20 protein-coding genes and 1 pseudogene are annotated in these 24895 nt (G+C 43.3%); 8 read left to right on the top strand and 13 right to left on the bottom strand.

The window, feature by feature from the left end; all coding sequences use genetic code 11:
• Window positions 1-205: 205 nt before the first annotated feature.
• The 4 genes and pseudogenes from IGI78_RS00980 to IGI78_RS00965 all read right to left on the bottom strand — a co-directional run bounded on the left by IGI78_RS00980 (window position 206) and on the right by IGI78_RS00965 (window position 4694).
• Window positions 206-1269, bottom strand: a pseudogene (locus IGI78_RS00980) (bifunctional transcriptional activator/DNA repair enzyme AdaA).
• 294 nt (window positions 1270-1563) lie between these two features.
• Entirely contained in the window at window positions 1564-2076 is a 513-nt protein-coding gene (locus IGI78_RS00975) for a glycosyl-4,4'-diaponeurosporenoate acyltransferase (protein ID WP_228078839.1), read from the bottom strand.
• 12 nt (window positions 2077-2088) lie between these two features.
• The gene (locus IGI78_RS00970) at window positions 2089-3195 is read right to left on the bottom strand and encodes a glycosyltransferase (RefSeq protein ID WP_194194988.1); all 1107 of its coding nucleotides are present in this window, start codon (window positions 3193-3195) and stop codon (window positions 2089-2091) included.
• A gap of 11 nt (window positions 3196-3206) precedes the next feature.
• Window positions 3207-4694 carry a phytoene desaturase family protein gene (locus tag IGI78_RS00965; RefSeq protein WP_195265529.1) on the bottom strand — a complete coding sequence of 496 codons (1488 nt, stop codon included), beginning with the start codon at window positions 4692-4694 and terminating at the stop codon, window positions 3207-3209.
• Between the two features lie 310 nt (window positions 4695-5004).
• Between IGI78_RS00965 and IGI78_RS00960 the strand changes: the two genes are divergently transcribed.
• The 5 genes from IGI78_RS00960 (at window position 5005) to IGI78_RS00940 (ending at window position 9792) form a co-directional block, all read left to right on the top strand.
• Window positions 5005-6411 (top strand): ABC transporter permease, encoded by a 1407-nt coding sequence (locus tag IGI78_RS00960; RefSeq protein ID WP_195265530.1) that lies wholly within the window; start codon window positions 5005-5007, stop codon window positions 6409-6411.
• Window positions 6412-6494: 83 nt separating this feature from the next.
• Window positions 6495-7124, top strand: coding sequence for an ATP-binding cassette domain-containing protein (locus IGI78_RS00955; RefSeq protein ID WP_195265531.1), 630 nt, complete (start codon window positions 6495-6497; stop codon window positions 7122-7124).
• 19 nt (window positions 7125-7143) lie between these two features.
• On the top strand, window positions 7144-7812 hold the full coding sequence (locus tag IGI78_RS00950; protein ID WP_195265532.1) for a response regulator transcription factor: 669 nt from the start codon (window positions 7144-7146) through the stop codon (window positions 7810-7812).
• A gap of 106 nt (window positions 7813-7918) precedes the next feature.
• Window positions 7919-9118, top strand: coding sequence for a sensor histidine kinase (locus tag IGI78_RS00945; protein WP_430618197.1), 1200 nt, complete (start codon window positions 7919-7921; stop codon window positions 9116-9118).
• Between the two features lie 296 nt (window positions 9119-9414).
• Window positions 9415-9792 carry a DUF7006 family protein gene (locus IGI78_RS00940; protein ID WP_096742070.1) on the top strand — a complete coding sequence of 126 codons (378 nt, stop codon included), beginning with the start codon at window positions 9415-9417 and terminating at the stop codon, window positions 9790-9792.
• A gap of 234 nt (window positions 9793-10026) precedes the next feature.
• On the opposite strand, the gene IGI78_RS00935 is transcribed toward IGI78_RS00940, so the two are convergent.
• Complete coding sequence (locus IGI78_RS00935) at window positions 10027-11520, bottom strand: helix-turn-helix domain-containing protein (protein WP_349702066.1); 1494 nt, start codon at window positions 11518-11520, stop codon at window positions 10027-10029.
• Between the two features lie 452 nt (window positions 11521-11972).
• Between IGI78_RS00935 and IGI78_RS00930 the strand changes: the two genes are divergently transcribed.
• On the top strand, window positions 11973-13460 hold the full coding sequence (locus IGI78_RS00930; RefSeq protein WP_195265536.1) for a helix-turn-helix domain-containing protein: 1488 nt from the start codon (window positions 11973-11975) through the stop codon (window positions 13458-13460).
• A 143-nt stretch (window positions 13461-13603) separates the two neighbouring features.
• Here IGI78_RS00930 and budA read toward each other — a convergent pair whose 3' ends face one another.
• The 3 genes from budA to IGI78_RS00915 all read right to left on the bottom strand — a co-directional run bounded on the left by budA (window position 13604) and on the right by IGI78_RS00915 (window position 17204).
• Window positions 13604-14320: an acetolactate decarboxylase gene (gene budA / locus IGI78_RS00925; protein WP_081117695.1), complete on the bottom strand. Its 717-nt coding sequence runs from the start codon at window positions 14318-14320 to the stop codon at window positions 13604-13606.
• Window positions 14321-14338: 18 nt separating this feature from the next.
• Window positions 14339-15991: an acetolactate synthase AlsS gene (alsS, locus tag IGI78_RS00920; RefSeq protein WP_142424709.1), complete on the bottom strand. Its 1653-nt coding sequence runs from the start codon at window positions 15989-15991 to the stop codon at window positions 14339-14341.
• Between the two features lie 253 nt (window positions 15992-16244).
• Window positions 16245-17204 carry an alpha/beta hydrolase gene (locus tag IGI78_RS00915; protein ID WP_086293658.1) on the bottom strand — a complete coding sequence of 320 codons (960 nt, stop codon included), beginning with the start codon at window positions 17202-17204 and terminating at the stop codon, window positions 16245-16247.
• A gap of 218 nt (window positions 17205-17422) precedes the next feature.
• On the opposite strand from IGI78_RS00915, the gene IGI78_RS00910 reads away from it, so the two are divergent.
• A complete protein-coding gene (locus tag IGI78_RS00910; protein ID WP_081117692.1) occupies window positions 17423-18352 on the top strand; it encodes a methyl-accepting chemotaxis protein in 930 nt (309 codons plus the stop codon).
• Between the two features lie 82 nt (window positions 18353-18434).
• Here the strand turns inward: IGI78_RS00910 and IGI78_RS00905 are convergent, their stop codons facing one another.
• On the bottom strand, window positions 18435-19187 hold the full coding sequence (locus IGI78_RS00905) for a hypothetical protein (RefSeq protein WP_195265538.1): 753 nt from the start codon (window positions 19185-19187) through the stop codon (window positions 18435-18437).
• Between the two features lie 4 nt (window positions 19188-19191).
• A complete protein-coding gene (locus tag IGI78_RS00900; RefSeq protein WP_195265540.1) occupies window positions 19192-20577 on the bottom strand; it encodes a hypothetical protein in 1386 nt (461 codons plus the stop codon).
• Between the two features lie 420 nt (window positions 20578-20997).
• Here IGI78_RS00900 and IGI78_RS00895 point away from each other — a divergent pair, with 420 nt between their 5' ends.
• Complete coding sequence (locus IGI78_RS00895) at window positions 20998-22134, top strand: serine protease (protein ID WP_195265542.1); 1137 nt, start codon at window positions 20998-21000, stop codon at window positions 22132-22134.
• 109 nt (window positions 22135-22243) lie between these two features.
• On the opposite strand, the gene IGI78_RS00890 is transcribed toward IGI78_RS00895, so the two are convergent.
• From IGI78_RS00890 to IGI78_RS00880, 3 genes are all read right to left on the bottom strand, one after another.
• Window positions 22244-22744, bottom strand: coding sequence for a hypothetical protein (locus IGI78_RS00890; protein WP_195265544.1), 501 nt, complete (start codon window positions 22742-22744; stop codon window positions 22244-22246).
• 244 nt (window positions 22745-22988) lie between these two features.
• Complete coding sequence (locus IGI78_RS00885; RefSeq protein ID WP_086293648.1) at window positions 22989-23417, bottom strand: DUF1761 domain-containing protein; 429 nt, start codon at window positions 23415-23417, stop codon at window positions 22989-22991.
• A gap of 107 nt (window positions 23418-23524) precedes the next feature.
• Window positions 23525-24871, bottom strand: coding sequence for an amino acid permease (locus IGI78_RS00880; RefSeq protein WP_195265546.1), 1347 nt, complete (start codon window positions 24869-24871; stop codon window positions 23525-23527).
• Window positions 24872-24895: the final 24 nt, after the last annotated feature.

Below are 24895 nucleotides of genomic sequence, written 5' to 3'. Positions count from 1 at the left end.
TTCAATGCTTATTTTTATAGAGGTTAAGAACGGTTAGACACTAACGAAGGTCCACCTTTTCTCTACGTCCCCTTCAAATCTAATAAAAAACGGAACTCATGAAAGATTCCATAAGTTCCGTTAAATATATATTTTACTGAAGAGGATTCGATCCATTCCATGTACTGATCGATGAAGCGCTGATTCCGACGCATACTTGTCCTTTTTAGATCATTGTGGTCGGCTGCACCTGCTTTTCCAAAGCCAGCAACCACTTTTTGCGTTCGACACCGCCGCCATAGCCGCCGATGCTGCCATCGCTATTGATGACGCGGTGGCATGGAACAATCAACGCCAATTGATTTTTTCCGTTGGCATTGGCAACAGCTCGGGTGGCTTTTTCATTGCCGATTCGCTGTGCCAATTGTTTGTAAGAGTATGTTTCTCCGATCTTCATCGCCAACAGCTGCTGCCAGACGGCTTTCTGAAAATCAGAGCCGATCAATGCGATGGGTACCGTGAAGGCAGTTCGATTTCCTTCAAAATATTCCGTCAATTCTTGCTTGAGTTGCTGAATGATTGCCGTTTGCTGGGGAATAATCACTGCATTCAAGCGGCTTCTCAAAACAGCAATCTCCGTTTCTAGCCCTCTGCGATCCACGAATTCTAACAAGTAAAGCTGCTGCTGGTCGCTGATCGCCAACATCGACCCAAGCTTGGTCTCAAGCCAAGCAGAAGAAAGAATCGTTTTTTCGCGGCTGTTGGAAGGCAGCTCCCCCATAATCCGAGAAAACGCATCTCGAAAGCCGTTGCCAGAATCGAAACCGGCTTCTAATTGCGCTTGTATCAGCGGTTCTCCTTCACGAATCTGCTTAACGCTAACCCTAAACGGCGTGCACGGGAGTATTCGATAAAGGTCATGCCAAAATATTTTTTGAATTGTCGGCGTGCGGTATTGGGATGGATCGCTAGTGCTTCAAAATCTTTGTCGGTCCACTTTTTCTCTGGGTTACTCTCCACGGCTTCTACCAGGCTTTTCACGTCAGGGGATAAGTGGCTAGGTGAGCTGAGCGGGCGACATCGTTTACAGGGACGATACGCCGCCAGCAACGCTTCTTGTGCTGTCTGAAAAAACTCGCAATTTTTTTTGAGCGGTTTTTTCGCTGGGCAGGTGGGACGGCAAAAGACGCCGGTGGTTTTTACCCCAACGTAAAAGATCCCTTCATATTGGGAATTTTTTTCAATCAGCATGTCGTAATAGTGGTCCCGTTGTCGGCTATCTTCAATCATCTTGCGCACCCTCCTTCCTTTCTACACTTACAAAAATACTTCGTGCCTGTCCAAACACACGACCAACCAATGCAACAGCCTGCATTGGCAGTTCGAAAATTTGCCCACATCCTTCTGATGACATACGATCACCCCTTCCTCTGAATGACCTTAGTGTACAAAGAATGGTCTTGGCACATCCCATAAAAATTAACACCAATTTTTTAAAAAGGATCGAAGGTAGTTATCCTCCGATCCTTTTGATTTCCCGTTGACCTATTTTTCAGCGAATCTTAAAGCGACACCTACAGGAACCTAGACCGTCGCCTTTCGCTTGACTTGCAGGGCACTTTTTTTCCGCAAGACTCGCTCTAAACGGGGACGATTATAGCGTTGGATCATAATGAACGGGCAGTTGGCCAATAACGCATAGACGATCATCACCCAGCCCGCCCACGTAGGATTCCAGAGGAAAAAGAACGGTGCTGGAACCATCAGCAGCCAATGGGTCAGCTCTGCTCGGCGTGTCTCGATGACGAATTTTTCCAGATAGTCCTTTTGTTGCTGAGCCAAGCGAGATTTGTCAAAGCCTTTTTTGGCAATCACAGTGCCGTCGGGCAATTTGTCTTTCCACTGACGAATACGAAATACCTCCGCCCAGATCCTACCGCCTTTTTCAAAGGCAAAAGAACGGAACCAGTTGGCATGACGTTCAAAAAAAGCATCGCTGACTTTGCGCAAGCCAAAGGAGATGCCTAGATGAAACAGCAGCCAAGCCAAGCTGTCTGTAATGAGCAAGAGCAGTGGAGATAAGGTGATCAGCGGCATGTGCATCGCCTCCTATAAATTGATTTTGCGTCCTTTCCAGGTCACGGATTTCAACAAATGGGTTTGGATCCATGACCAACCAAATAAGCCTAGGAAAAAAAGAAAGTAACATGGGAAAAAAAGCAGCAGGATTCGGTTGAAGTTGCCGACACGGCGGGCAAAGCACACGGTTTGTCCAAAATAAGCAGCATAAAAAAGCAGGCCTAACCAAAGCGGTTTCATCAGAAACGGTGCCGCCAGTACCCCAATGCCGCCGCTGATCCACAAGATGACCCCTGCCATAATCAAAGGGTGAGTGAATTGCGAAGCAGTGGCAAAGTCCTTCGTCCAGCCTTGAACAAGTTGACGAACACCAGCTGGATACATCCGAAAGGCCAACAGGTCTTTTCCACCATACAAGGCGATCGGCAAGCGTTTTTTCTTAAAACGTCTCGCTAGTGCTAGATCATCTAAGATTCCTTGTGGCATGTCCTGATGCCCATTGGCTTGAAGGTACGCTGTTTTGCTGCACAAGATACACGGACCAAAGGCGCCACCGGCTGAGAGTTTTTCGCCTACAATAGAAAAACGGTTCAACCCGACAGGTAAGACGACATTAAAGACGGCAGATAGTTGTTCATACAAGCGCTTCGTTTGATGATAGGGCTGCACCGAGAGCAGTCCTTGTCCCAATCGCTCCTCAAACGCAACGAAAAGGCCCTCTAAGCCATCTTCTGCTAGAAAGAAGGTATCGGCATCCAAAAATAATAGATACTTGCCCACCGCTTGTGAGGCGCCTACCCAGCAAGCCGCCGCTTTCCCAGCAGAATCAGCAGCGGTTTGTAAGACCGTCGCACCGAAGCCCTTGGCACAAGCGATCGTCTCGTCTTCCGATCCGTCATCAACCACCAAAATTTCCACAGGATGAAGGGTTTGCTGCTGCAAGGATGCCAACAATTGCGGCAAGTTTTCTGCTTCATTGCGGGCGGGGATGATGATCGACAATTCTCCCCTCTCCTTCAAGTCTTTGGATGCGGCTGTCTCCTTGCGGGTGGGTATGGTCGGCAGGCGGAAAAAAATCAGCCAGCCTGCCAGCCAAGCAGCGCAAATACCAGCGAGCAGTAGATACACAGTCATCATCCTTTCTTGTCTTAGTGTTCTCTTTTGGTGATCATCTCACTGACTTGCTGGCCACTAAGGGTCACCATCGGCATGCCGGCACCGGGATTGACCGTACCGCCAACGAAGTATAGATTGTCGTAGCGTTCGCTGTGTTTCGGGTGTTTAAAGCCATGATTTTTCTTGCGATTAGAGACCGTGCCGTAGATGGCACCGCGATGTGACAAATAATTCTTTTGGATGTCTTCGGGTGTCCAGCGGTCTTCATACACGATGTGCTTACGTAGATCCGTTAAGCCCATGTTTTCCAGCTTGATCAAGATCCGTTCACGAAAAGCATCGTATTCCGCTTCCGTAAAGGGTTTATCCTGCAAATAAGGGATATGAGGCAAGATTTTGATGTTCTCATGCCCTGCCACTGTTTGCGAAGGATCGGTTTTGTTGGCATTGACCAAGTAGATCGTTGGGTCTTCCGGCAGCTGATGCTGATGGAAATTTTGATCAAAGTTTTCTTTTGAGGCATTGGAAAAGAAAAAGTTGTGGTGCGCCAGTTGCGGATAGGAGGTTTTGACCCCTAAGTGCAAGACGAAACCAGAACTTGCTGGTTCAAATTTTTCTTCCAGTTTTTGAGTAAAGGTCGGCGCTTCTTCTAACAGCTCTTCATAAGCCGGGATCACTTCCATGTTGGAAACAAAATAGTCGGCTTCAATCAACGTGCCATCATCCAAACGAGCGGCACGGATTTGTTCCTGTTCAACGATCAATTTTTCCACTTTGTGTCCCGTGTGGAAGGTCACACCGATCTCTTTTGCTAAGCGAACGATGCCTTCGGCTAAACGGTGCATCCCGCCTGGCACGTACCAGACACCTTGGGCATGCTGCATATAGATCATCATGTTCAAGACGGCTGGGGCGTCATAAGGAGACGAGCCGACATACTTGATAAAATAGCTCAGCATGTCTTGCAGCTGCGGATTGCTGACACGTTTTTGAATAGCATCATGCATCGAAGAGAAATAATCAAAACCTTTCAACGCTTTGATCACGCCATGATACTTCAAGATTTCTTTCGTGGTATCTAAGCCTTTCTCGAAATAGCCTTTTTCCGTGATTGCATAAATCTTTTGCGCATAGTCCAAAAAGTCTTGGTACTCGGCCATGTCTTTTTCCGACAAGTGCGGGTTTTCCTTTGCCGTGCGGGCAAGATCGCCATAGAGATCGATCTTGGTGCCGTCAGGAAAAAAGGAGCGCCATTCCAATGGCAATCGGCGAATCGCAACATAATCCGCCATATCGCGATTGCTGCCAGTAAATAATTTTTCGAAAATCTGCGGCATCGTCAAAATCGAAGGACCTAAGTCAAAGCCGAAGCCGTTTGTTTCCAGTCGGTTCAACTTGCCGCCTAAATGGTGATTTTTTTCATATAATGATACATCAAAGCCATTTTGGGCTAATGAGACCGCCGCTGATAGACCACCAAGTCCGCCGCCGATCACTACAACTGTTTTTTTCTCTTTCATTGAATTGCTCCTCGTTTGCTTTAATGAACGTCCCTATTTAGCCGAACCTTCTCGTCAAAACAGACGGTTGTGTCTCACTGCAACTGCGTGTCTTGACACTGTTTTGGTATTGGCGACTTAAATCAAAGGATCGTTTTTCTAGATAATTCTATAGTATCACACCTTTGAAAAAATGACGGGGATGAGCCTAGCGCCCATGGGATGACAGGAAAGCCTTCAAGCGTCCGCCAACTTCACACGAAACACATATTGGCCACATATTCGGCTAACCTTCTTCCTGTATACTTTCGCATATCAAAGGAGGAATTTTATGAACTTTTTTACTCGTATCATCAAAAGTATCACCAGTCTCAAAAAACGGACCGCAATCATTGGCGGGTTGTTTCTGGTCGTCTCAACGTTTTTGATCACGGCAAGGCTGACCCAATACGAACTGCAAAAAGTATTGGAAAATGTCCAAAAAGACTTGAATTCAATAGTAACCATCGAGCTGGATTATGAGAAAATCCTTCAGTCCATGTATTCCGGCGATTTGCAATCTGGTACCGATGTGTTGAATGAAGAATTGCTGGAGAAAATTGAAAAATCCAGTTATGTCGAAGATTTTTCCGTCAGCGCTGCGACCCAGCTATTCACCCAGTATGCTGACCGGACACCAAAACATGAAGACAAGGTGCCGGGAGGTATAATCGAACCTTCCAATGAAATCGAAATTTATGACAGCAACGATCCTGAATTGGCAAAATACAATCTGCAGATCATTGAGGGCGATCTTACTACCAATAACAAAGAGACTTATCCAATCATGGTCTCGAAAAAGTATGCGGAAAAACACAAACTAAGCATTGGTGACCCTTTAACGTTGGATTTCAATTCGGGTTTCGATGAAGAACAAGAAGCTTTGAAAAAAAGCGGAGTTATCACTGGTATTTATGAGTTAGCTGCCAATAGTCCTCGCCCCCACAAAGATAATGAAGAGCGGTTATTTTTTTCGACACGAAGGGTTCTCAAAGAAGTCAAAGAACTGCAATTTGGTGAAAACACTCCTTTGATGGCGGGTTATGACAAAATCAAAGTCAGCTTGAAAGATCCGATGGATACTCAAAAGTTCTTGAATGAAATAGATGCTGAAAACAGCAAATACCAGCAGGTCGCATTCAAAAGCTCCTACGAGCAATACAAAACGATCCAATCAATGATTACAGATTTTTCTTCGATCTTGAACTTCATTCAGCTTTTCTTGATCCTTTTTGCCTTGATCGTCATCGGGTTGATTATGATGCTCTCGTTACGAGAGCGTAAATACGAAGTCGGCTTGTTACTGTCATTGGGAGAAACAAAAATCAACATCCTTTTGCAGATGTTCTTAGAAGTCGCAATCGTTTTGGTCGTCAGCTTCGGTATCAGTTTCGCCTTATCCACCACAGTGATCGCACCTCAAGCAAGTACAGTCGTCAATGAACAAATGCAAGCTTCTATGGGGGAACTTAGTGCCAATAGTAGCTTGAGCATGCCGCGAGGAGACAATTATGTGGAAGATGAAAGCACCAAACTCAACACCGAGGTCTCTATCCAGCAAACTGATTTCAAAGAGTCGCTCATTTTTTCTTCAGTCATCTTTTCATTATTGGCAGTCATCACTTGTGTCACAACGATCCTGCCAACTATGAAGATCATTAAGAGAAGTCCCAAAGAGATCTTGTCCAATAACGAATAAGCAAAATGTTAAAAAAAGTTAAAAATACCTATTTTTTTAAAGAAACCTTCACAGATTTGATGAATACTAAAGGAGAAGATCAAATGCTCAAAATTACAGATATCAGTTACTCATACAAAGATGAGACTATTTTGCAAAATGTCAGTCAAGTGTTTGACGCTGGCAAGATCCACACGATTATTGGTCAATCTGGTGTTGGAAAAAGCACTTTTTTGTCTTTGATTTCCGGTCTTGAATTTTTGCAAAGCGGTTCAATCGAGTTCCAAGGCCAGTCAATGACGAATTTAGTCTCCTATCGCCGGCAAATCAGTTACATTTTCCAGTCTCTCAACTTGATCCCTTATTTGTCACCGTTGGAAAACATCACGATCGCCACAAATATCCACAAAGTTAAAAACCCTCAGTCTCCCAGCAGCTATTTAAACAAAGTAGGGATTTGTGGCGACATACAGCACAAAAAATGTCACCAGTTGTCTGGGGGACAACAGCAGCGGGTGGCAATCGCCCGAGCTCTCGCCTTAGATTCTGATCTGATCATCGCCGACGAGCCGACTGGCAGCTTGGATCTGGCAAACAGTGAAAATGTCATGACGATCTTTAAAGACTTGCGGGATGCAGGCAAGTGTATCATCATCGTCAGCCATGACTTAACTTTTAAAGAAATCTCAGACTATGTATATACGATCAAAAACGGACGATTGACCCTTCTTTAGTAATAGAAAGGAGTAATCCATGGCCACAGAAATTCTTCTTATTGAAGATACCGATGAAATCAGAAGAGGCATCCAGTTGAGTTTACAAAAAGAAGGCTATCAAGTCACAGCCTTTGATGAAGCGGAAGCTGCTTTGAACGCCCTAGAGACAAAAACTTTTGCTTTGATTTTACTCGATTTGATGTTACCTAAAATGAGCGGAGAAATGTTTTTAAATGAGTTAGGCGAAAACAACCCGATCCCGGTGATCGTGATCAGCGCATTGAACGATGAATTCACTCAGATCAACCTTTACAGCAAGCGGATCGATGATTATGTAATCAAACCTTTTTCTACCAACATCCTCGCTTTAAAAATCGATGCGATTTTGCGCAGAGTCGGTCACAAAGAAAATGCGGCGGTCACGTATAACGACTTGACATTGGAGATCAATAACTATCAAGTTCACAGGCAAGGCCAGTCGATCGAATTGACTTCAAAAGAATTTGAGCTCTTGCAAATGATGCTCTTAAGTCAAGGAAAAGTCTTTTCCCGTGAAGAATTTTTAGACACAATTTGGGGCTATGACTCCTTTGTCGACTCTAGGGCGATCGATGTTCACATTAAAAACCTCCGCAGCAAATTAGGCAAAGACATCATCCAAACTGTTAAAGGGATCGGGTACCGAATTGAAAAAGAAACGAATTAAATGGAAAACGACTCGCATCATCTACTTCTTTACATTGACAATGTCATTCGTGACTTTTGTGAGCGTGATAGGTTTTTTCTTACTAAATATCGGTCCTCGGATCGAAATGAAACAACAAGCGGTCTTTGACACTGTAGTCCGGGAAATTTTTGATATTGTCAATGACGATGAACTTTCTTTCCAACGTTTGGACAGTTATCGAATCGATGGCTATACCATAATCATTTTTGATGCCCAGCAAAATACCATCTATCCCATCCAGCAACCCATCACCGCGAAAAATGGTGAGCTGATCCATCTCACCAATGGTTATCAATCGACGTTTGACACTAATGGCTACAAAGTTTATGTTAGTTACCCTGTCCAAATCAGTGCCGTTGATGTAAAAGAGATCATTTGGCTAGCAACGCCTTTTGTTTTGCTGCTAGTTAGCCTATTGACCTTGGCTGGAAGCGGCTTGTATACCTACTTATATCGAAACGAAAAGAGCAAACTGGCGTCTGTCTTCCACATGATGGAAAAAAATATTCCGTATGAGGAGATTCATGACGTAAATACCATGATCAAATTGCATGATTATCTAGTGATCGAAACTCAAGTAACTGCCCTATATCAACAACTCCAATGTGCCCAGCGGGCCGCCTTGGAACAAGTTCAGCAGATCAAACAGCTGGAGTTAGAGAAAAAAACATTGCTAGAAGGATTCACCCATGAGATGAAAACACCGATCATGGCAAGCCAACTGCTATTAGCGAATGTCAGAGATGACTCTTTATCTGAAGAACAGCAAGAGTCCCTTCTAGCCACAGAAAATGAATTGAAAAAGCTGCAGCAGTTGATCAAAGAAATCCTGTTCGTTTTTCATAACCAACAGGCCCATGACGACCAACCACTTTCTGTGCGGGAAATGATCGATCACTTGATCGAAGAATATGAAGTTTTATGGAGTGATAAAGGTTTGCGGATCGAAATTGATCAAAAACAAGAGCTGACGTTTTTCTACCACCCGAAATTGGCAAAGAAAATTTTCTCAAACCTTTTGAGCAATGCGATTTTTCATTCCCCACCCAACAGCGTCGTCACGATCATTCTTACTAACAAACAATTAACGATCAAAAACCCTATCAAAAAAACTGGGCCGCTGAAACACTCAGATTTGGCCAAACCCTTCTTTTCTTATGGAGAAGAGGCTGGTACAGGTTTAGGTCTGTATATCGTCAAAACAATGCTAAAACACTCGCACTATGGTTTTACATTTGACTGTCAAAAAGATTTCACCGTATCCATATATATAAAACAGGACTAAGCCGCTGTACTCGCCCTCTTTTATTTTTTATAACAAAAGATATCGTATATTCTCGACGTTATTGACTGATTCATCAACGAAAAAAAGTTCTTCGTATGGATGCGAAAAAACGCGTTTGAGACTCCATGAGAAATCAAGTACATTGGATGTAACGAAAGTCCTCGTTGATACTGCGACTGCAAAACGCTCCTGTAAATACGAGTGCCTCCTGTCAGATACCCAGTTGCCGCAAATGCTTTCGATGATCGAATCAAATAGGTTTCACTACAAGTCAACTATAATGAAGGAGTATCGATATGAACTTAAAAACGATTCAATCAGCTGAAGAATATTTAAACTTTTTCGATGAAGAATTTATTCATTCTAGCTGTTCTAGCGAAGACCCTAAGATCTTTAACTTTTATTTATCCTTGCGCCAACGTTTTCTAAACATCTACAACGACTCCGATAATAGTTTTTTCAAAAAGATGTCGTTGTTGCTGGACATTGATGCTCAGTTGCAGATCTTAAAAGAGCTGTACAACTTAAAAAAAAGTGCTTTAAACGAATACACGCAAGAAGAGATCATTCAGCTGACTGTCAAAGACAAAACCTGTTTTTATCGGGAATTGACCGGAATTCAACTGAATCAAAAAGCTCCTTGGAGCTTGATTTATTTAAGCGAAGCACAGTAAATAGCTAAACTGGTTCTCCCTAACTCATTTGTTTTAAAAGGCTTGCACTCACTATCATTGACACTTCCCCATCCCCAAAATCGATGTTTTTTGTGTAAAAACAAGCCTTTAAAACCAAAGCCCAATTCCTTGACTGCTAGATAGTTTGAAGGAACTGGGCTTTGCTTATGCTCTTCGCATAGAATTGGAATAGACCTTTTCTAGCGACTCTTCATAATTGCAGATGAAGAGAAATTAGAAGAGGTCTTTTAGCGCGAACTGTCGCGTGACATCCGGGTTGATCCTTTCCAATAGCCGATTCCAATCAGAGGAAGAAGGAATCGTTTTGAAGACAATGCATTCGATGGTATCGCGAAAAGCGGACGCATGCTCTGCATAGTTCGTAACTATCAGGTCGATCTGATTTTGCTTCAAATAGTGGGGGGTGACTTCGCCAGAATCCGGATAAAATACTCGGTGAGAGCAGCTGAAATACCGATTGGACCACCCTTCAATGTACTGAACGATATGGTGATTGCCCTCGAAAATAAAGGCAATGTTTTTTCGGGGAAACCAATAGCGCTCACGAACAGACTCGATATAAATAACTAAATTCGCGCAAAAATCCGGCAAATATTGAGGAGAATACAACTCTTGATAAAAAGGATTGTTCTCTAAGAATCGTTGATAAGAAGCAAATTCTTTCGGAAATGTTTTACGAATAAAAGTATTGACGTCCCAAATATTGCGATTCGCTGAAGTCGATAAGCATTCCCTCAATTTAGCAGTAGTAAAAAAAGATTCAATCAAAATCAAATCATTTTTTGGGTTTGGACTGGTGACATTCAAGAGTTGATAAAAACTGTTGGTCAATTCGCGAATTTTTGGCCAGTGATTATACGAGAGACAGAATTTTTGCTCTACGATGACATTTTGCAATTTCCTTTTAGTGATAATACTCACAAACAAAAAGACCAACTCATCGTGAGGAAACTGAAACTCAAAATACTTTTCTATCACTTCATTGATCCGTTGAAAGTGCATCAGTTGGATACTATGTCTCAAAGCATGGTATAACTCTTCTTTTACCTGAATCCTTTGCCCTTGTAAAAATCGCTCGATCGAAATATGCAGTAGATAACTGTATTGAGAAAATGAGGCGGTATGATAGCTATTTTTTTCAAACATCCCACTGATTTCAGTGACTGCCTGTTGAACCGCTACCGTCGGAAAAACCGTGTGAGGGGTAATGTCTGTCTCGTAGAAAAAGGTACAGAAGAAATTCCGAATATCTGCTTCCTCGCCTACGATATTCACAGGATCCAGTGTTAAGGTCAAATCAAAATGAGTAAGCTGTTGATGGATACGCCGCAAATATTTCGATAAGGTGCTTTTAGATAGAAAAAGACAGTCGGTCCACTCATCAATAGATTTCAACTCACCCATAAAAATATTTTCCAGCATAAGAAACAAGGGCTCATTCGCTAGCAGGGATGCTTTTTTCTTTTCATAACTTGGGTAGTTGTTCAATTCAAATAAATACCCTTGATTCGTCGAAGAGATTTGCAATAAGCCAGCAAAGTACTCATTGATTCCGCCAATATCTTTTCCAATCGTTCTTGTAGTACTTTCTGTGACTTCTGCCAAGCTACTCGCACTGCAGATCTCACTTTTTTCAAAGGCATTGAGAATTTGGAACCATCTAGCCGTTGATTTATTTGTGACAAAACTTAACTGGAAATTCTTCAAAAATAAGCTCCTTACTGAAAAACATCGTTTTTACTGATTTGCGCAAGAAGGCGCCTAGGAGATGTCATTATACCGGGTTTTCTTTCAGCTAAAAAATTTGTTTTTTCATAGACGGGTGAAAAAAGTTGCTTTCCCCCATTCTGTTGTACAACAATAATTGTAACTATTGATTAAAATAGTGCAAGGAATTTGCGTTTATTTAAGAAAAATAATAAATTTCAGGATGGTTCTTTGATTTGACAGTCGAAACTCTTTCAGTTGATACATATCTGACAACGAAGGAGGCATCTTTTGGCTATCATGGAAATTGCATGAAAGCTCCGTTTTAGCGTCAGATTGCTTCCATGAGTCGCTTTGCGTTATTCTTGCTAAAAGGCCATCGATGACCGACACAAACCAAAGGATTGCACACCTTTTTTATAAACGGCTATTTTATATGATGGGAGACTACTATGAAAACATTTCAATTAAAATTCATGAAAAATCGTTCTCTTGTTCGTTGGTTACAATTATTAGATGAATTTGAAAAAAATCCCACTTGTACTCTTAACGACTTGGCTAAAATAACCAAAAGTAGTACGCGGACGGTTATCTCAGATATCGCCAGTATTCGGAACTATTTTAGTGACTCAATCGAAATCCATGCGGCTAAAGTCGGGTATTTCTTCGAAGAGCTTGATCACGAATCTTATCGCAGAAAAAAACAAGCCATGGTCAAGGATGAACCAATTTTTTTGATTTTCGAAAGTATCTTTTTTAATGAGGTCCAATCATTGATGGATTGGAGCCTTTCACTCAACCTTTCTGAGCAGTCATTGCTTAGTTATTTTAAAAAAATCGAAATTTACTTACATCCTTTTAACCTTCGTCTTAAGACTAATCCAGTGACATTTGCAGGATCTGAAATTGATATCCGTAAATTTTTTTGTCTTTTTTACTATGAGTCTGACATCAACATCAACACGATATTTCCTTCAATCAATGTACAAGAAGCGATCAAGGAGATCACTACTCTTCTGCAAGCAAAACAAATGCAGTCTTCTTCCTTCTCCTATTTTGCCTATGTTCTTTACATCAGCATCGAGCGCAGCAAACGAGGTCTTTTGGCAAAACCATCTTCTGAGCTCTATGAACTGATCAAGAAAAATAATTTGTTATCACAATATCAAGAGTTGCAAAAAATCATGCAACGACATTTTAATTATGAACTTCCTAAGGCGGAAGCTGTTTATATTTTCACCTGTATTATTTGCCGTCGTAAAATCAATAGTCCTTCTTGCGAAGAATTTTGTCGAACATATAACTATTGGCCTGAAATTAAACAGATCGTCAGCGATTTTTATGCAGAAAACCAAGGCAACAGTCTCGATGAACGAAAAGACTTCCTTTGGCTTGAGTCTTTTTTCATCGTAGTAAAGTTACGAGAGTTGCTCTCTTTGACCATGAACATAAACATTGATGATTTAAATCAATTTGTCAAAGAGAAGTTCGCAAAAGAGTATCAAAAAAATTATGATTTCCTCTTTACACACACCTTAGTGAAAAAGCTCTATTCTCAAAAATACTTAGATGACTTTTGTGCCAGTCTCACTATGTACATGGAATCCATCAAGGAAGCAAACTGGGGCTCCCCACGGACGATTGCCGTGATTTTTGAAGGCAATGAATATGTCTGCGAGTATGCTGAAAATATTATTCGTCGCTACCTAGGTGCCTATCATACGATGTACTATCCTGATTCGAATGAACTGTCACACGAATATTTGAAGGAAAAAAATATTGAGCTTTTGATTACTAATTACTCTGAATATGCCACAGAGTATTTATTGGACGTCGAAAGCATCTTGCTAAAACCGATCCCCGATGCCTCCGACTGGAATCGATTATTGAATAAAATCAACACACGAATATTACGCTTAGTCGTATTAGATAACAATTGATTTGCGATTTCTGAATCAAAGGAGATCTCAAGGGAACACGGGTAGCTTGTCATGCTACAAAAAACCGTCCATAACAAAAAGCAAGCTAGAATGCGATTCTAGCTTGCTTTTTATCGTTTGTCTATTAAGAAATCTTCCTTTACTTATTCCGCTGATTCAATATCTTTGGCGATTTTTGCAACATCGATCTCCCGCTGCAAGTAATCTTGATTATCAATAGGAAAATGCTGACGAAATTCAGCTAGTTCCATCAATTCGACTTCGCCTGCCGCCACTTCAAAGTCCAAGACATGACCAGCAAATGTGCGGTCATCACTAATAAAATGCAGGTGGAAACCGGCGGCCGCAGCACCGTGGAACAACAACGGGGTAAAGAACCCGACGATCGTACCACTGATATCTTCTGCTTGAAATTCCGGCTGATGCTGGATGATCTCAATGAATTTTGGGTACGGTTTTTCTTGCTTTGGGGCAACGCGGACGTGCATCTTGGCAAATACCCCATGGATTTTGACAGCGGAAAACAAATTCGGACTGACTTCTGTCAGGACGTGATTTTTCACTTCTTCATCGGTCATCTCTTGACTGATCTGTAGGTGCTTCGCCGCAGAAAAATCGACGACTGCCGCATAAGGGGTTCCTTCATTTCCTTGGAGCACTTGCACCTTGCCCGATTCGTCTACATGGTAGATTTCACCATCTAAAATGATTACTTCCCCATTGGAACCAGCCAACGTACCGATCCCAAAATTGCCATATTCAAGCATTTTGCCGATTTGCTCCGTGCCATCCATTAAATCCTGCATCAACCCACCTAGGGTGCCATGCTGATATAAATAACTTTTGTTTTTCACTTTCATCTTGCTGCTCCTTTGGTCTTAATAAAATTGATCAGGTAGGATCGTTTTGCCCAGATCGGCATTGTCTGAATAATCCACAGGGATGTCAATGATCACTGGACCATCCGTTGCAAACCCTTCTTCGATGGCTGCCATCAATTCCTGTTTAGTGGTTGCCCGTAGGCCTTTGGCACCAAATGCTTCGGCATATTTTACGAAATCAACTGGTCCAAAATCAACCCCAGAAGCACGATCATATTTCATTTCTTCTTGGAATTTCACCATATTGTAGGTACCGTCATTCCAAATCAAGTGAATGATGTTTTGTTTCAAACGGACGGCTGTTTCTAACTCTTGGGCAGAAAACAAGAAGCCACCATCGCCAGATACAGAGATCACTTGAGTATTTGGTCGCACGAGCGCTGCAGCGATCGCCCATGGCAAAGCGACTCCTAAGGTCTGCATGCCATTACTAAAGAGCAAGTGCCGTGGCTCATAGCTGCGGAAATGACGGGCCATCCAAATGTAGTGGCTGCCGACATCCACCGTCACCGTCATGTCATCGGTCACTTCTTGTTGCAAAGCATCAATGATTTCTAGGGGATGTAAGGTATTGTTGCTGCCTTCGACATCCGCTGGTTTTTCATTGAGTTTGGTTTGCAGCGTCGTTAAATAGTTGTGAGCGTCTTCGCTCAAGTGATACTGATCGATGGCTTTTGATAGCTGTTCAATAATTTTCGCGATACTGCCCATCAGTTCAACTTCGGGCTGCATAAATGGATCGATCTCCATCGGTACTTCATCGATGACGATCACGCGGGCATCTTTTTCCGCATTCCAGTTGCGAGCTTCGTATTCGATCGGGTCGTACCCCACAGCGATCACTAAGTCGCTGCGTTTCAACAGCATATCACCGGGCTGATTGCGGAACAAGCCGACGCGGCCAAAGAAATGCTCTTCTAATTCACGAGAAATGATCCCAGCACCTTGGAAGGTCTCTACGACAGGCAACCCAGTTTTTGCAACTAAATGACGAATCGCTTGTGTTTCTTTGACGCCTGAAGCCCGCATCCCTAAGAGTAAGACAGGCAGTTTGGCTTCTTTGATCCGATCGACGAGTGCCTGGATATCTTCTGCATCGGCACTGCCTAATTTAGGCGAAGATAGTGGTTTGATCGCTGCCCCTTGGACAGTTCCGTCTGTCACATCTTGAGGAATGGATAAAAAGCTCGCCCCTTTTTTGGCTGTTTTTGCGATGCGAAAGGCGTTGGCAATACTTTCAGAAAGGGTTTCAGGATCTTGGACTTCACTGCTGAATTTCGTGATCGGCGCAAACAATGCCGCATTATTCATGCTTTGGTGGGTCAATTTTGAAAGGTCAGAACGCTTCACTTGGCCTGCTAGTGCCAAGACGGGATCACCTTCGGCAGTTGCCGTGACCAACCCAGTCGCTAAATTACTGGCTCCTGGTCCACTTGTTGCAATGACGACTCCTGGCTCTCCTGTCAGGCGACCGATTGCTTGTGCCATAAATGCCGCGTTTTGTTCATGTCGTGCCAAAATCAACTCTGGTCCCCGATCACTCAACACGTCAAAGACGCCATCGATTTTTGCACCAGGAATCCCAAAGATATAAGGCACCCGATGATTTTCTAAACTTTCAACAATGATTTCTGATCCTTTTGCACTCACTGTATTACCTCTTTTCAAAAACTGTATTAATCACAATAAATATAATAGCACTTTTTATTTATTTATCAACGAAAAACACTTATTAATATCTGTACTATAAAAACGCATTTTTTTAGAGAGCGTTTGCATCTGCTTCAGACTGCAGGTGTACCTCCTTCAATTTTTCCGACAAAAAAAGGAGTGGATCGCTCCACTCCATACATCCTTTTCTATATCAGAACACCGCTAAAAAAGAAGTTCTTTCGTCGGTTTCTTATTCTGCGGGGACATTTTTTTCCGTCAACCAACCGACAGCCAGTATCATGGCAGCTCGTGCGGCTTGGGTCTGATCCATCGCATTGACCATCACAAAATCATGGATGATCCCTTGCATCCGTGCTTGGGTGACTTCCACGCCAGCTGCTCGTAAATGCTGCGCATAGGCTTCCCCTTCATCCCGCAAGACATCTGCTTCGCCTGTAATGATCAACGCTGGCGGCAGATCGGCTAACTCCTCTTTGGTCGCGCGTAGTGGAGAAGCGGTAATTTGATTCCGCTGTGTTTCATCCGTCGTGTATTGATCCCAGAACCATTGCATCCCTTCTTTGGTCAGAAAATAATTTTCACCGAATGCTTCATACGAAGGCGTATCAAAGCGGGCATCTGTCACAGGATAGAACAATAATTGTTGTGCGATCGGAATGCCACCACGGGCTTTCGTTAACAAGGTCATAACGGTCGCCATGTTCCCACCTACGGAATCGCCAGCCACGGTCAAACGGCTAAGGTCTAAGCCTTTGACATCGACAAATCCCGGTAATTGCTGCAAGACCGCATAATTTTGTTCGATCGCCGTTGGGTATTTTGCTTCTGGTGAACGACTATATTCAGGAAAAATGACGATCGAGTTGGTTCGTACCGCCAATTCACGGATCAATTTATCATGAGTCGCGGCACTGCCGAAGACCCAACCCGCGCCATGGAGATAATAAATGACAGGGAGAATCGCATGATTTCCTTCAGGACGAACAAAACGAACATTGATGGTCCCCCATTCGCCTGTATCAACGGTCTGATCTTCTATCTCAACCGCCAATTTATTGACGGGTGACTCTTGGACTTGTTCCAATAATGCGCGCCCTTCTTCTGGCGGTAATTCATAGATCCGTGGGTGCGGTGCATTTGCCTCACTAAATTCAACGGCTGCTTTTTCCAACGAAATTCTATCTGTCATACGATTCTCTCCTTTTGTTTGAAATCGTTCGTGTTGACCTTAAGGGTACCACCAAGTCATTCTGATGCAAAGAATCTTGCTTTCTTCTGTTTCCAAGCATTTTGTTCGACAAAAAAGGTGGTTTTTGCACTCTTAACTGCCTTACCTTCATGACCGATAACTGTAAGACACTCGCTGTGTAAACTTCCCAAAAAACTGAAAGGCGTAGGTAAGTACGTATGAAATTCACATTAGATGAAACACAAAATAACCGTCTGCTCGCTGCTATTTTTCAAGAACTCGCTGTCATAGTCTTTGATCCGCAAAAAGAAGTTGTTTTCGCCAATGCCAACATGACTGATATCCTAGGGTACAGCCAAGAAGAAATCATTGGCTTACCGCATCGGACCTTTTGTTTTGACCATTATGCTGTCAGTACGGATTACCAAGCTTTCTGGAATCAACTGCTTTACTCAAAGCAACGGTTTCAAGACAAAATCATTCGGAAAAACAAACAAGGAGAAAAACTGATTTTAGAAGGGATCTACTTCCCTGTCCTCGATGAGCAGCAAGAAGTCGTCAACGTCGTCAAAATCGCTTTTGACATTACCCAAAGAGAACAAGCCTTAGCGGTCACTATCAAAAAAGTGCAAGAAAGTGCTGCCTCCCTGACACGACTTTCTGCCAACGGGCATCAGCAAGTCGATCATTTGTCAGAGAACTTGGCGCAAGTCAAACGGCTGTCTGATCAAAATCAAGCAACGACCCATGCCTTAGAAATGGATAGCCAACAGGTGACAGCGGTGCTGCATGACATCGACCGCATTGCACAACAAACCAAACTGCTATCCTTCAACGCTTCCATCGAAACAGCACGCATCGGCGAACAGGCAGCTGGCTTTCGGGTAGTTGCCGATGAAATGCAAAAATTAGCCGAACAGACCAAGCAGTTGACCCAAACCATTGCCGCAACCATGCAAGCCATCAATCAACAAGCCTTAGTCGTGTTAGATAGTACCGATTCGACGACCATGAAAATCAGTGATTCGCAAAAAAGCCTCGCTGCCGTTTTGCATTCTTACGACACACTGCGAACGACGGCCAGTCTTTTAAACGATGAAGCCGAGTATTTAACAGAGACCAACGATGCTGAGTTGGAAACCACATGAAGTGAAAGAGCGCCGCTGTTTGCGACGCTCTTTTTTTTGACCAATAATTTGATCCCTTATTTGATTTTATTGATACTTAGTACTAGCCAGCCTCCATCTCTTGCAACAACTGCTGTAATTCTTGCAAAAATGATTGGGTCGCAAAGCCCAATGCTTGGAGAGGAATGCGGTATTCCTGTTGAATCACCAAAAAGCTACTAAACATTTTATGCTGGATCTCAAAGGCAAGGTTCGTCCAAACACTCCAGGAAAAACTGGCTATTCGTTTTTCTTTTTTTTCGTACGTGCACAAATACACTCGTTCAACGCCAAAAAGCAGCCCCGCGTTCGCTTTTTTGCCCGTCATCTTTGCCGTTAGCAGTGCCAGAGGTGTCTCCGTTTCAGGCACTTGAAAACTAGCAAGAACTTGGCTTTGCCATTGCCGTGGCAGCACTTGTCTTTCTCCAGAGAAATAGAACAAAAAATTTTGTTTTTGAAAAAAGGCAGTCAAACGGTTTTGTCGCTGGTTGTGCTGATGGATGGGCGCCCTTTGAATCGGAGACACCTGGTTTCCTGACGTTGGTTTTAGCTGTTCTTGTCCAACGAAAACGCCGGCTGTTGGTGCATTTTCCCTAAGAGCAGCAGACGACAAACTGATTTTCTTCAAGAGAGCAGCCAGCTGGGTCAGCGCAAGCTGTTTGTCCGTCAGGGGACTGGACTGGGCAATTTTGGCGTGGTCAAAGGGCAATTTGATGACCATTTTGCCGCGGCAATACAGACAGACTGCCGTGCCAACACCCCAGTTTACTTCTAGTTCCCCTAAACAATGGGGACATTGAATGGGAATGATATCCATAGGATCATCCTTTCGTTTCGATGCATCGATCAGAGCTATTCGTTGTATAAATACGGATCGTATTCCAGCTGACAAACGCCAGCAGCACTAGAAGCGATAAGCCATAAAAACCGAAATACCAAATCAGGAATGCTAAAAAAAGGATCAAGGCGAATTCAAACGCCATATTTTCGAGACTGCTGTAAAATACTGTTTTCCGGACGAGTTTCTTCCTACGCGCTTCAAAAGCTTTCTTCACGGCAGCTGTTGATGCATCCGGCTGACTCAATGCTTGAGAAAGTTCCGCTTTGAATCTGCCGTATTCTGAGAAAAACTTGACCTCTGGTACGAGCAAGAAATACCAAGTCGCAAGACAAGCAAGCAACAGGACGATCGATGAGGTAAGCAGACTAAAGGCAACGGCCGGTAATAAAAACCCATCAAATAGAAGATTCGAAGTAATTCCAGAAAAAAATCCCACAAAAAAGAAGGTATAGCAGAACCGCCAAAGAACACTGCTGGTCCTAGAAAAACTTTTCTTGACTTGCACCAGCTGTTCACATTCAGGAAGCTCGGTTGGAAAGAGCCGTTCAGCATCGGTACCATCAGCCACGAAAGAATAGGTTTGGTTTCCGTACCTGAATTCGCCAAGATAATAAGGAAAATACAGTTTTTCCGTATCGCAATGCTTAGGAAAAAGGGTTAGTTGAAGCTCGCTTGGGGTTTCTGTTCCAATCAAATAGTCTCTCGCTCCCGCTTCAAAGGCTTCCAATAAATGGGGATCAGCGAGTGCCGTTTCTCTAGAAATATCAAAAGGTAGCACTTGGACGTCTTGGTTATGTGCCGAAAACTGCTGCATCTCTGTGCAATAAGCGGCTCCTTTTTTAATATGCAGCGGCAGTTTGCCATTGATACTGTAGTCAGCCTCTTTTTGGGCATCCGTCGGAAACACTTCACTGAAAACCGTGGTGTTGCCACTGCTATGTAAATGAATACTGGCACTGATACGCCCCTGTCCCCTCTGCTGTTCCTGATGCACATAAGCCCCTCTTACTTGGGCTTCATAGTCGATCTGAAAATAATACAGGGGGATAAATACACGTTTCAGCTGAACTAATTCGAGCTCAAAAAAGATACTTTCCGAGATGGTCTCTTGCCATGCTAGTTGATTTTTCAACGCCGCTTCACATGCCTTTTCATCATAGGTAAACGGATAAAATCCTTCTTTGACGGTCCCTTGAATGCGTGGCAACTCTTTAAGCGAGACGACTTGTTTTGTTTGTTCCTGGTTTATTTGTTCCGGTTTGATCAGCAACTCGTTCAAACAATACTGACAGACAGCTTTTCCTGAGTCCCAATCAACTTCTAGACGTCCCAAACAGCTGGGACATTGAATTTGGGTGATTTTCATTTTTACTCCTTTTTTTGAATACATATTTTCTTGTTGATACCCTAGTTGATTTTTTAGAGGGGAGAACCGTCTATTTTTATGGCGGCTTTTGGGGGAAGATACCACAGGAACCTGCTGATTTACAGATGTTTGCTCGTTTCATTATGTATGATCTTAACATCTTTTTTCAGTGATGAAGCAAAAAAACGTACTGAAACTAAGTGCCCTTTCGAAAAAGACAATACAGATAAAACAGCCAGTTACGTATCATATTATAACAAAAAATAAAGGAAATCTATTTATTATTGATAAAAATAGATATTGATTTGCGATTGCTACTCCCTTCTACTCTTATCAGCATTGATTACCGGTTATGAATGGCTTATAAGTTAGGAAAAATGTTATAATTAAATTATTCACAAGAAAGGAAATGAAAAAAGTATGGGGATATTTATTTTTGTTGTTGGTTTTTTGACAATGGTTGTAAGCGGGATCTTTTTTGTTCTTAGTTTGATCAAGAAAAAACCGCTTCGCAACAAAATCGTTATTTTTATGGGTGGTTTTCTCTTATTGATCGGCGGGGTATTATTGACTCCTGCAACAACACCGGAGCTTCACGTAGATGAAGCAGAACTGGTTACGAATGAGCAAGGTGAAGCAGCGATCACTGGGCAAACCAATCCAGAAGCGCAACTGACGATCAACGGGGTGGAGGTTTCACTGGCGGACGAAACATTTTCTTACACCGTGCAACTTGAAGATGAAGAGGAACAGGAATTTACCCTCCAAGCCTCAATGGGTGGAAGCACCAAAGAAGAAGTCGTCACCGTCAAACCTTCTCGCGCATTTCTAGCGAGTTTGCAAGCTGAAAGACAAGAACAAGCAGCACTGGAAAAAGCTGAGACGGCACTGGCTCTTGCCGAATCCCAGCCAAACCAAAAGAATTACGACGAAGCCGTGACGCTGATTCATGCTTTAAGTAAAACCTACGAAGATCTCGCTACTCGGCTAACTGTAGTTGAAGAACACCTTGCCATCGGCAAAGCCCTCGATGCCGCTGAAGCTTCTCTTGAACGCAGTGATTTCGATCAGGCAAAAGAATTGGTCGCACAAGCGGTTTTGAACAAGGAAACATTTGAAGGTCGGTTATCCACTGTAGAAACTAAGATTTCTGAGAAAGAAGCAGAAGCACTCGTTGCAGAAGCTGTCCAAGCGGTGGAAGCGGCAGAGGCGGAGCCGACAAAAGATACCCTTGCTCGTGCAGAAGATGCTGTCGCTCGTCTCAAGACCCCCGATGAGGAATTAGCTACTCGAACAAAAACAGTGGCGCAAACAATCGCTGCCAACGAACAAGCAGCCGCTCAAGCCAAGGCGGAGGAAGAACGGCAGGCAGCCGCCGCTGTGCCAGAACAAAGTCAGCCAGCCGCTGCTAGCAATCAAGCCCAAACGTCGGTCCTCGTTACACCAACAGGTTCGAAATATCATACGAGAAAATGCGGCAACGGTACCTACACGCCTGCCACTTTAGCAGAAGCGCAAAGTCGCGGACTTACTCCTTGCGCAAAATGTTTTCCGTAATAGCCACTAATATTTTGCAACGAAAAAAAACAAACCTCATTTTTGTCTAAGGTTTGTCTACAGTCTGAAGCGGTTGTCTCGTCGGAGACAGCCGCTTTTTTATCACTTGCTATTTCTCATCGTAAGAAAACTCGTACTCGTTTTGTTCGTCATCGATCAGACGCTTGTCATTGTTGTCCGCCATTTTGAATACTTTCTCAAAATCATCACCAGTCATGCGCACTTCCTTTTTCTCTTGATCAATGATCACTTGGGCCTTTGTCACTTCAAAAGTGTGCATAGGACCAATGTCTGCCGCAGTCAGTGCTTTGCTTTTGGGAAACTCTGCTTGTAGATGTTCATTGATCTGCGCTAACTGTTCTTCTTGTTCCTCCGCGATATCCGCAGGTGATTGATTCGGATTGGTAAAAAAAGTCAGCGTTTTATTGACAGTGATCTTTCCATCTTCAAATAGATACAAAGCATATTGTTGATGACTGTTGCTATTGGTCAATACTTGATTCGCAGCTGCAGAGTCAACCCCTGAGCGGCTGCAGCTTGCCAAAAAAAATAACGCCGCTAAACAAACGGTAGCAAATATTCCCCTACCTAACTTGCTTTTCACTTTCATTTCCCCCTCCTCGTTGTGCCTCAGTTTCCTTCTTTCATGATTTTTCGCAAACCCGTGGGTTTGTGTTCCCTGTCAAATTGAGTTATTTTCAGTATAGCATAAACAATTTGCTTTTATAGCTTTTTTTTATAATGAGATTAATTCCACGCGCAAAAAAAAACCAACCTTGTCGAGACAAGATCGGCTTTCTTTAGGATTGATTCGTTGAGATCTTTGAACGTTCTCGCTGGGATATGATCGCTGCCTATTGTCCAATTAGTCCGACAACAAGTCCTAAAACGATCACTCCTAGAAACCCATTCACAAGGTGCAGCCCAACTAATTTACGGGACTGTCCCGAGTAAACAGCCATCACGAAGGTGGCGACCCCATACACCCCTAGCCATAATAAGCAAGCGACTTGCAAGGAGGTCATCAGCCAGCCATCATGATCGAATGTGGCAAACCAATAGACGACTTGATAGGTCGCTGCCGATAAGAGAATCCCACCAACGATCGTTCCGCCAAAGGTAAAGAGCATGTCTCCGGTCGTCATCTGCTGACCGTTCATCTTCTCTGCCATTCCTGATTCTTTCGCCCAAAACTTGCCCCACTTATGCATCGGATTGTAAAGCAGACTTTCCACCACGACCCAGCTGAGGGTACCGAAAATCAATGTCCAAAAATTAACCATTATCGTTTTCTCCTACACTTTATTTTATCGTCACATTCCTGAGAACCGAAGAAACAACCGAACGCGGGGTTCCTTCTCCATCAGTTTATGTCTTAAGGGACGTTTCTTCAACTTTTTTCACTGGTTTTCTCAATTTTTCGATGGTTCCAATAAAAACTAAGAAAAATGATCGTATACAATAGTGCGGTGAAGCCAGTGACCGCCAATGGGTTAGTGATCAAAATACCGACAAACAGCAAAATCAGAGCAAGGATCGCCCCACTCAAGAAAATCGTATATCCCATTTTCTTCTGCTTGCGTACCAAAACAAACGCCGCCACACTGATCAACAACCAAATCAGTAATACAGTATACGACAGGGAGCCTGCCAGATAATTGAAGAGTTTGTCGCCTAAGAAGTAAGAAAGAACGACCCCAAGATATAAGGTGCCGCTACAAAACATGATCGCTCGTTGGGGCACACTGTTTTTATTCAGCATCGTGAAGCGGCTTTTTTTCTGGCCATTGTTGCTTAACCGGAAAAACAACGTTCTTGAAGAAGCATAGACCCCAGAATTGATGGAGGAAAACAAAGCCAAAATGATCACTAAATTAACGATGTCGGAAGCAAAAGGCACATGGATTTTTTGAAACACCATTACAAAGGGACTGACATTTGGATCTGCTAATTGATTCCACGGATAAATGATCAGTAAAAGAAACAAGGGAATGATGTAAAAAGCGGCAATCCGAGTCATTACTCCTTTGATTGCTTGCGGGATCGCTTTTTTGGGATTTTCCGCTTCACTGATCGTAATGGCTACTAATTCAGAACCGCCGTACGAATAGATTACGACCAATAACGAATTGATAAATCCTTTGAGACCATGAGGGGCAAAACCACCATAGTCTGTCATTTGTCTCATCGTCGGTAAAAAGCCCAGATCTAAAACTTGCGTGGCAACCAGATAGAGACCCACCAAGATCAGCGCGATCACCACACTGATTTTGGCCCACGAAAGCCAGTATTCCGTTTCTGCAAACAAGCGGACCGAAAACAAATTGATGATGGTCGTGAGTAGTGCCAAAATCAAAACAAAGATCCAAGCTGGAATATTGGGAAACCACAACTGCAAAAAGCTTGCGGCGGCAACTGCTTCGGCGATGATGTTGATCATCCACATCGACCAGTAGATCCAATCAATGAAATCAGCTGTATGCACGCCGAGATACGGCTGGACTAAGCCCGAAAGACCATGTTGTTTTTGGTCAGATAAGACCAACTGACCCAGCCCTGTCATAACGACAAATAAGATCAGCCCGCAAAAAATAAACGCCAGCAAGACCGCAGGCCCCGCTAACTGGATCGCTTCCCCACTGCCTTTGAATATGCCGGCACCGATTGCGCCACCTAGTGCCAACATAGTGATGTGTCTGGTTTTCATCTGTTTTTTTAATTGATTTTTTTCTGTCATACGTTCCTCCTCGAAAACCGTTGA

Origin of the sequence: Enterococcus sp. DIV1767, assembly GCF_050542585.1 — a bacterium.
Taxonomy (GTDB): domain Bacteria; phylum Bacillota; class Bacilli; order Lactobacillales; family Enterococcaceae; genus Enterococcus_D; species Enterococcus_D innesii.
The sequence above is the reverse complement of the archived record's forward strand: the minus strand, read 5'-3'. Positions and strand labels throughout refer to the sequence as shown.

Excerpts from the sequence above, each read along its gene's own strand:
- IGI78_RS00900 (WP_195265540.1), bottom strand. The coding sequence starts at position 20,577 with ATGAAAATCACCCAAATTCAATGTCCCAGCTGTTTGGGACGTCTAGAA.
- IGI78_RS00930 (WP_195265536.1), top strand. The coding sequence starts at position 11,973 with ATGAAAACATTTCAATTAAAATTCATGAAAAATCGTTCTCTTGTTCGT.
- IGI78_RS00950 (WP_195265532.1), top strand. The coding sequence starts at position 7,144 with ATGGCCACAGAAATTCTTCTTATTGAAGATACCGATGAAATCAGAAGA.
- budA (WP_081117695.1), bottom strand. The coding sequence starts at position 14,320 with ATGAAAGTGAAAAACAAAAGTTATTTATATCAGCATGGCACCCTAGGT.
- IGI78_RS00965 (WP_195265529.1), bottom strand. The coding sequence starts at position 4,694 with ATGAAAGAGAAAAAAACAGTTGTAGTGATCGGCGGCGGACTTGGTGGT.
- IGI78_RS00895 (WP_195265542.1), top strand. The coding sequence starts at position 20,998 with ATGGGGATATTTATTTTTGTTGTTGGTTTTTTGACAATGGTTGTAAGC.
- IGI78_RS00945 (WP_430618197.1), top strand. The coding sequence starts at position 7,919 with ATGAAACAACAAGCGGTCTTTGACACTGTAGTCCGGGAAATTTTTGAT.
- IGI78_RS00955 (WP_195265531.1), top strand. The coding sequence starts at position 6,495 with ATGCTCAAAATTACAGATATCAGTTACTCATACAAAGATGAGACTATT.
- IGI78_RS00910 (WP_081117692.1), top strand. The coding sequence starts at position 17,423 with ATGAAATTCACATTAGATGAAACACAAAATAACCGTCTGCTCGCTGCT.
- IGI78_RS00960 (WP_195265530.1), top strand. The coding sequence starts at position 5,005 with ATGAACTTTTTTACTCGTATCATCAAAAGTATCACCAGTCTCAAAAAA.
- IGI78_RS00890 (WP_195265544.1), bottom strand. The coding sequence starts at position 22,744 with ATGAAAGTGAAAAGCAAGTTAGGTAGGGGAATATTTGCTACCGTTTGT.
- IGI78_RS00915 (WP_086293658.1), bottom strand. The coding sequence starts at position 17,204 with ATGACAGATAGAATTTCGTTGGAAAAAGCAGCCGTTGAATTTAGTGAG.
- IGI78_RS00905 (WP_195265538.1), bottom strand. The coding sequence starts at position 19,187 with ATGGATATCATTCCCATTCAATGTCCCCATTGTTTAGGGGAACTAGAA.
- IGI78_RS00885 (WP_086293648.1), bottom strand. The coding sequence starts at position 23,417 with ATGGTTAATTTTTGGACATTGATTTTCGGTACCCTCAGCTGGGTCGTG.
- IGI78_RS00940 (WP_096742070.1), top strand. The coding sequence starts at position 9,415 with ATGAACTTAAAAACGATTCAATCAGCTGAAGAATATTTAAACTTTTTC.
- IGI78_RS00975 (WP_228078839.1), bottom strand. The coding sequence starts at position 2,076 with ATGCCGCTGATCACCTTATCTCCACTGCTCTTGCTCATTACAGACAGC.
- IGI78_RS00880 (WP_195265546.1), bottom strand. The coding sequence starts at position 24,871 with ATGACAGAAAAAAATCAATTAAAAAAACAGATGAAAACCAGACACATC.
- IGI78_RS00970 (WP_194194988.1), bottom strand. The coding sequence starts at position 3,195 with ATGATGACTGTGTATCTACTGCTCGCTGGTATTTGCGCTGCTTGGCTG.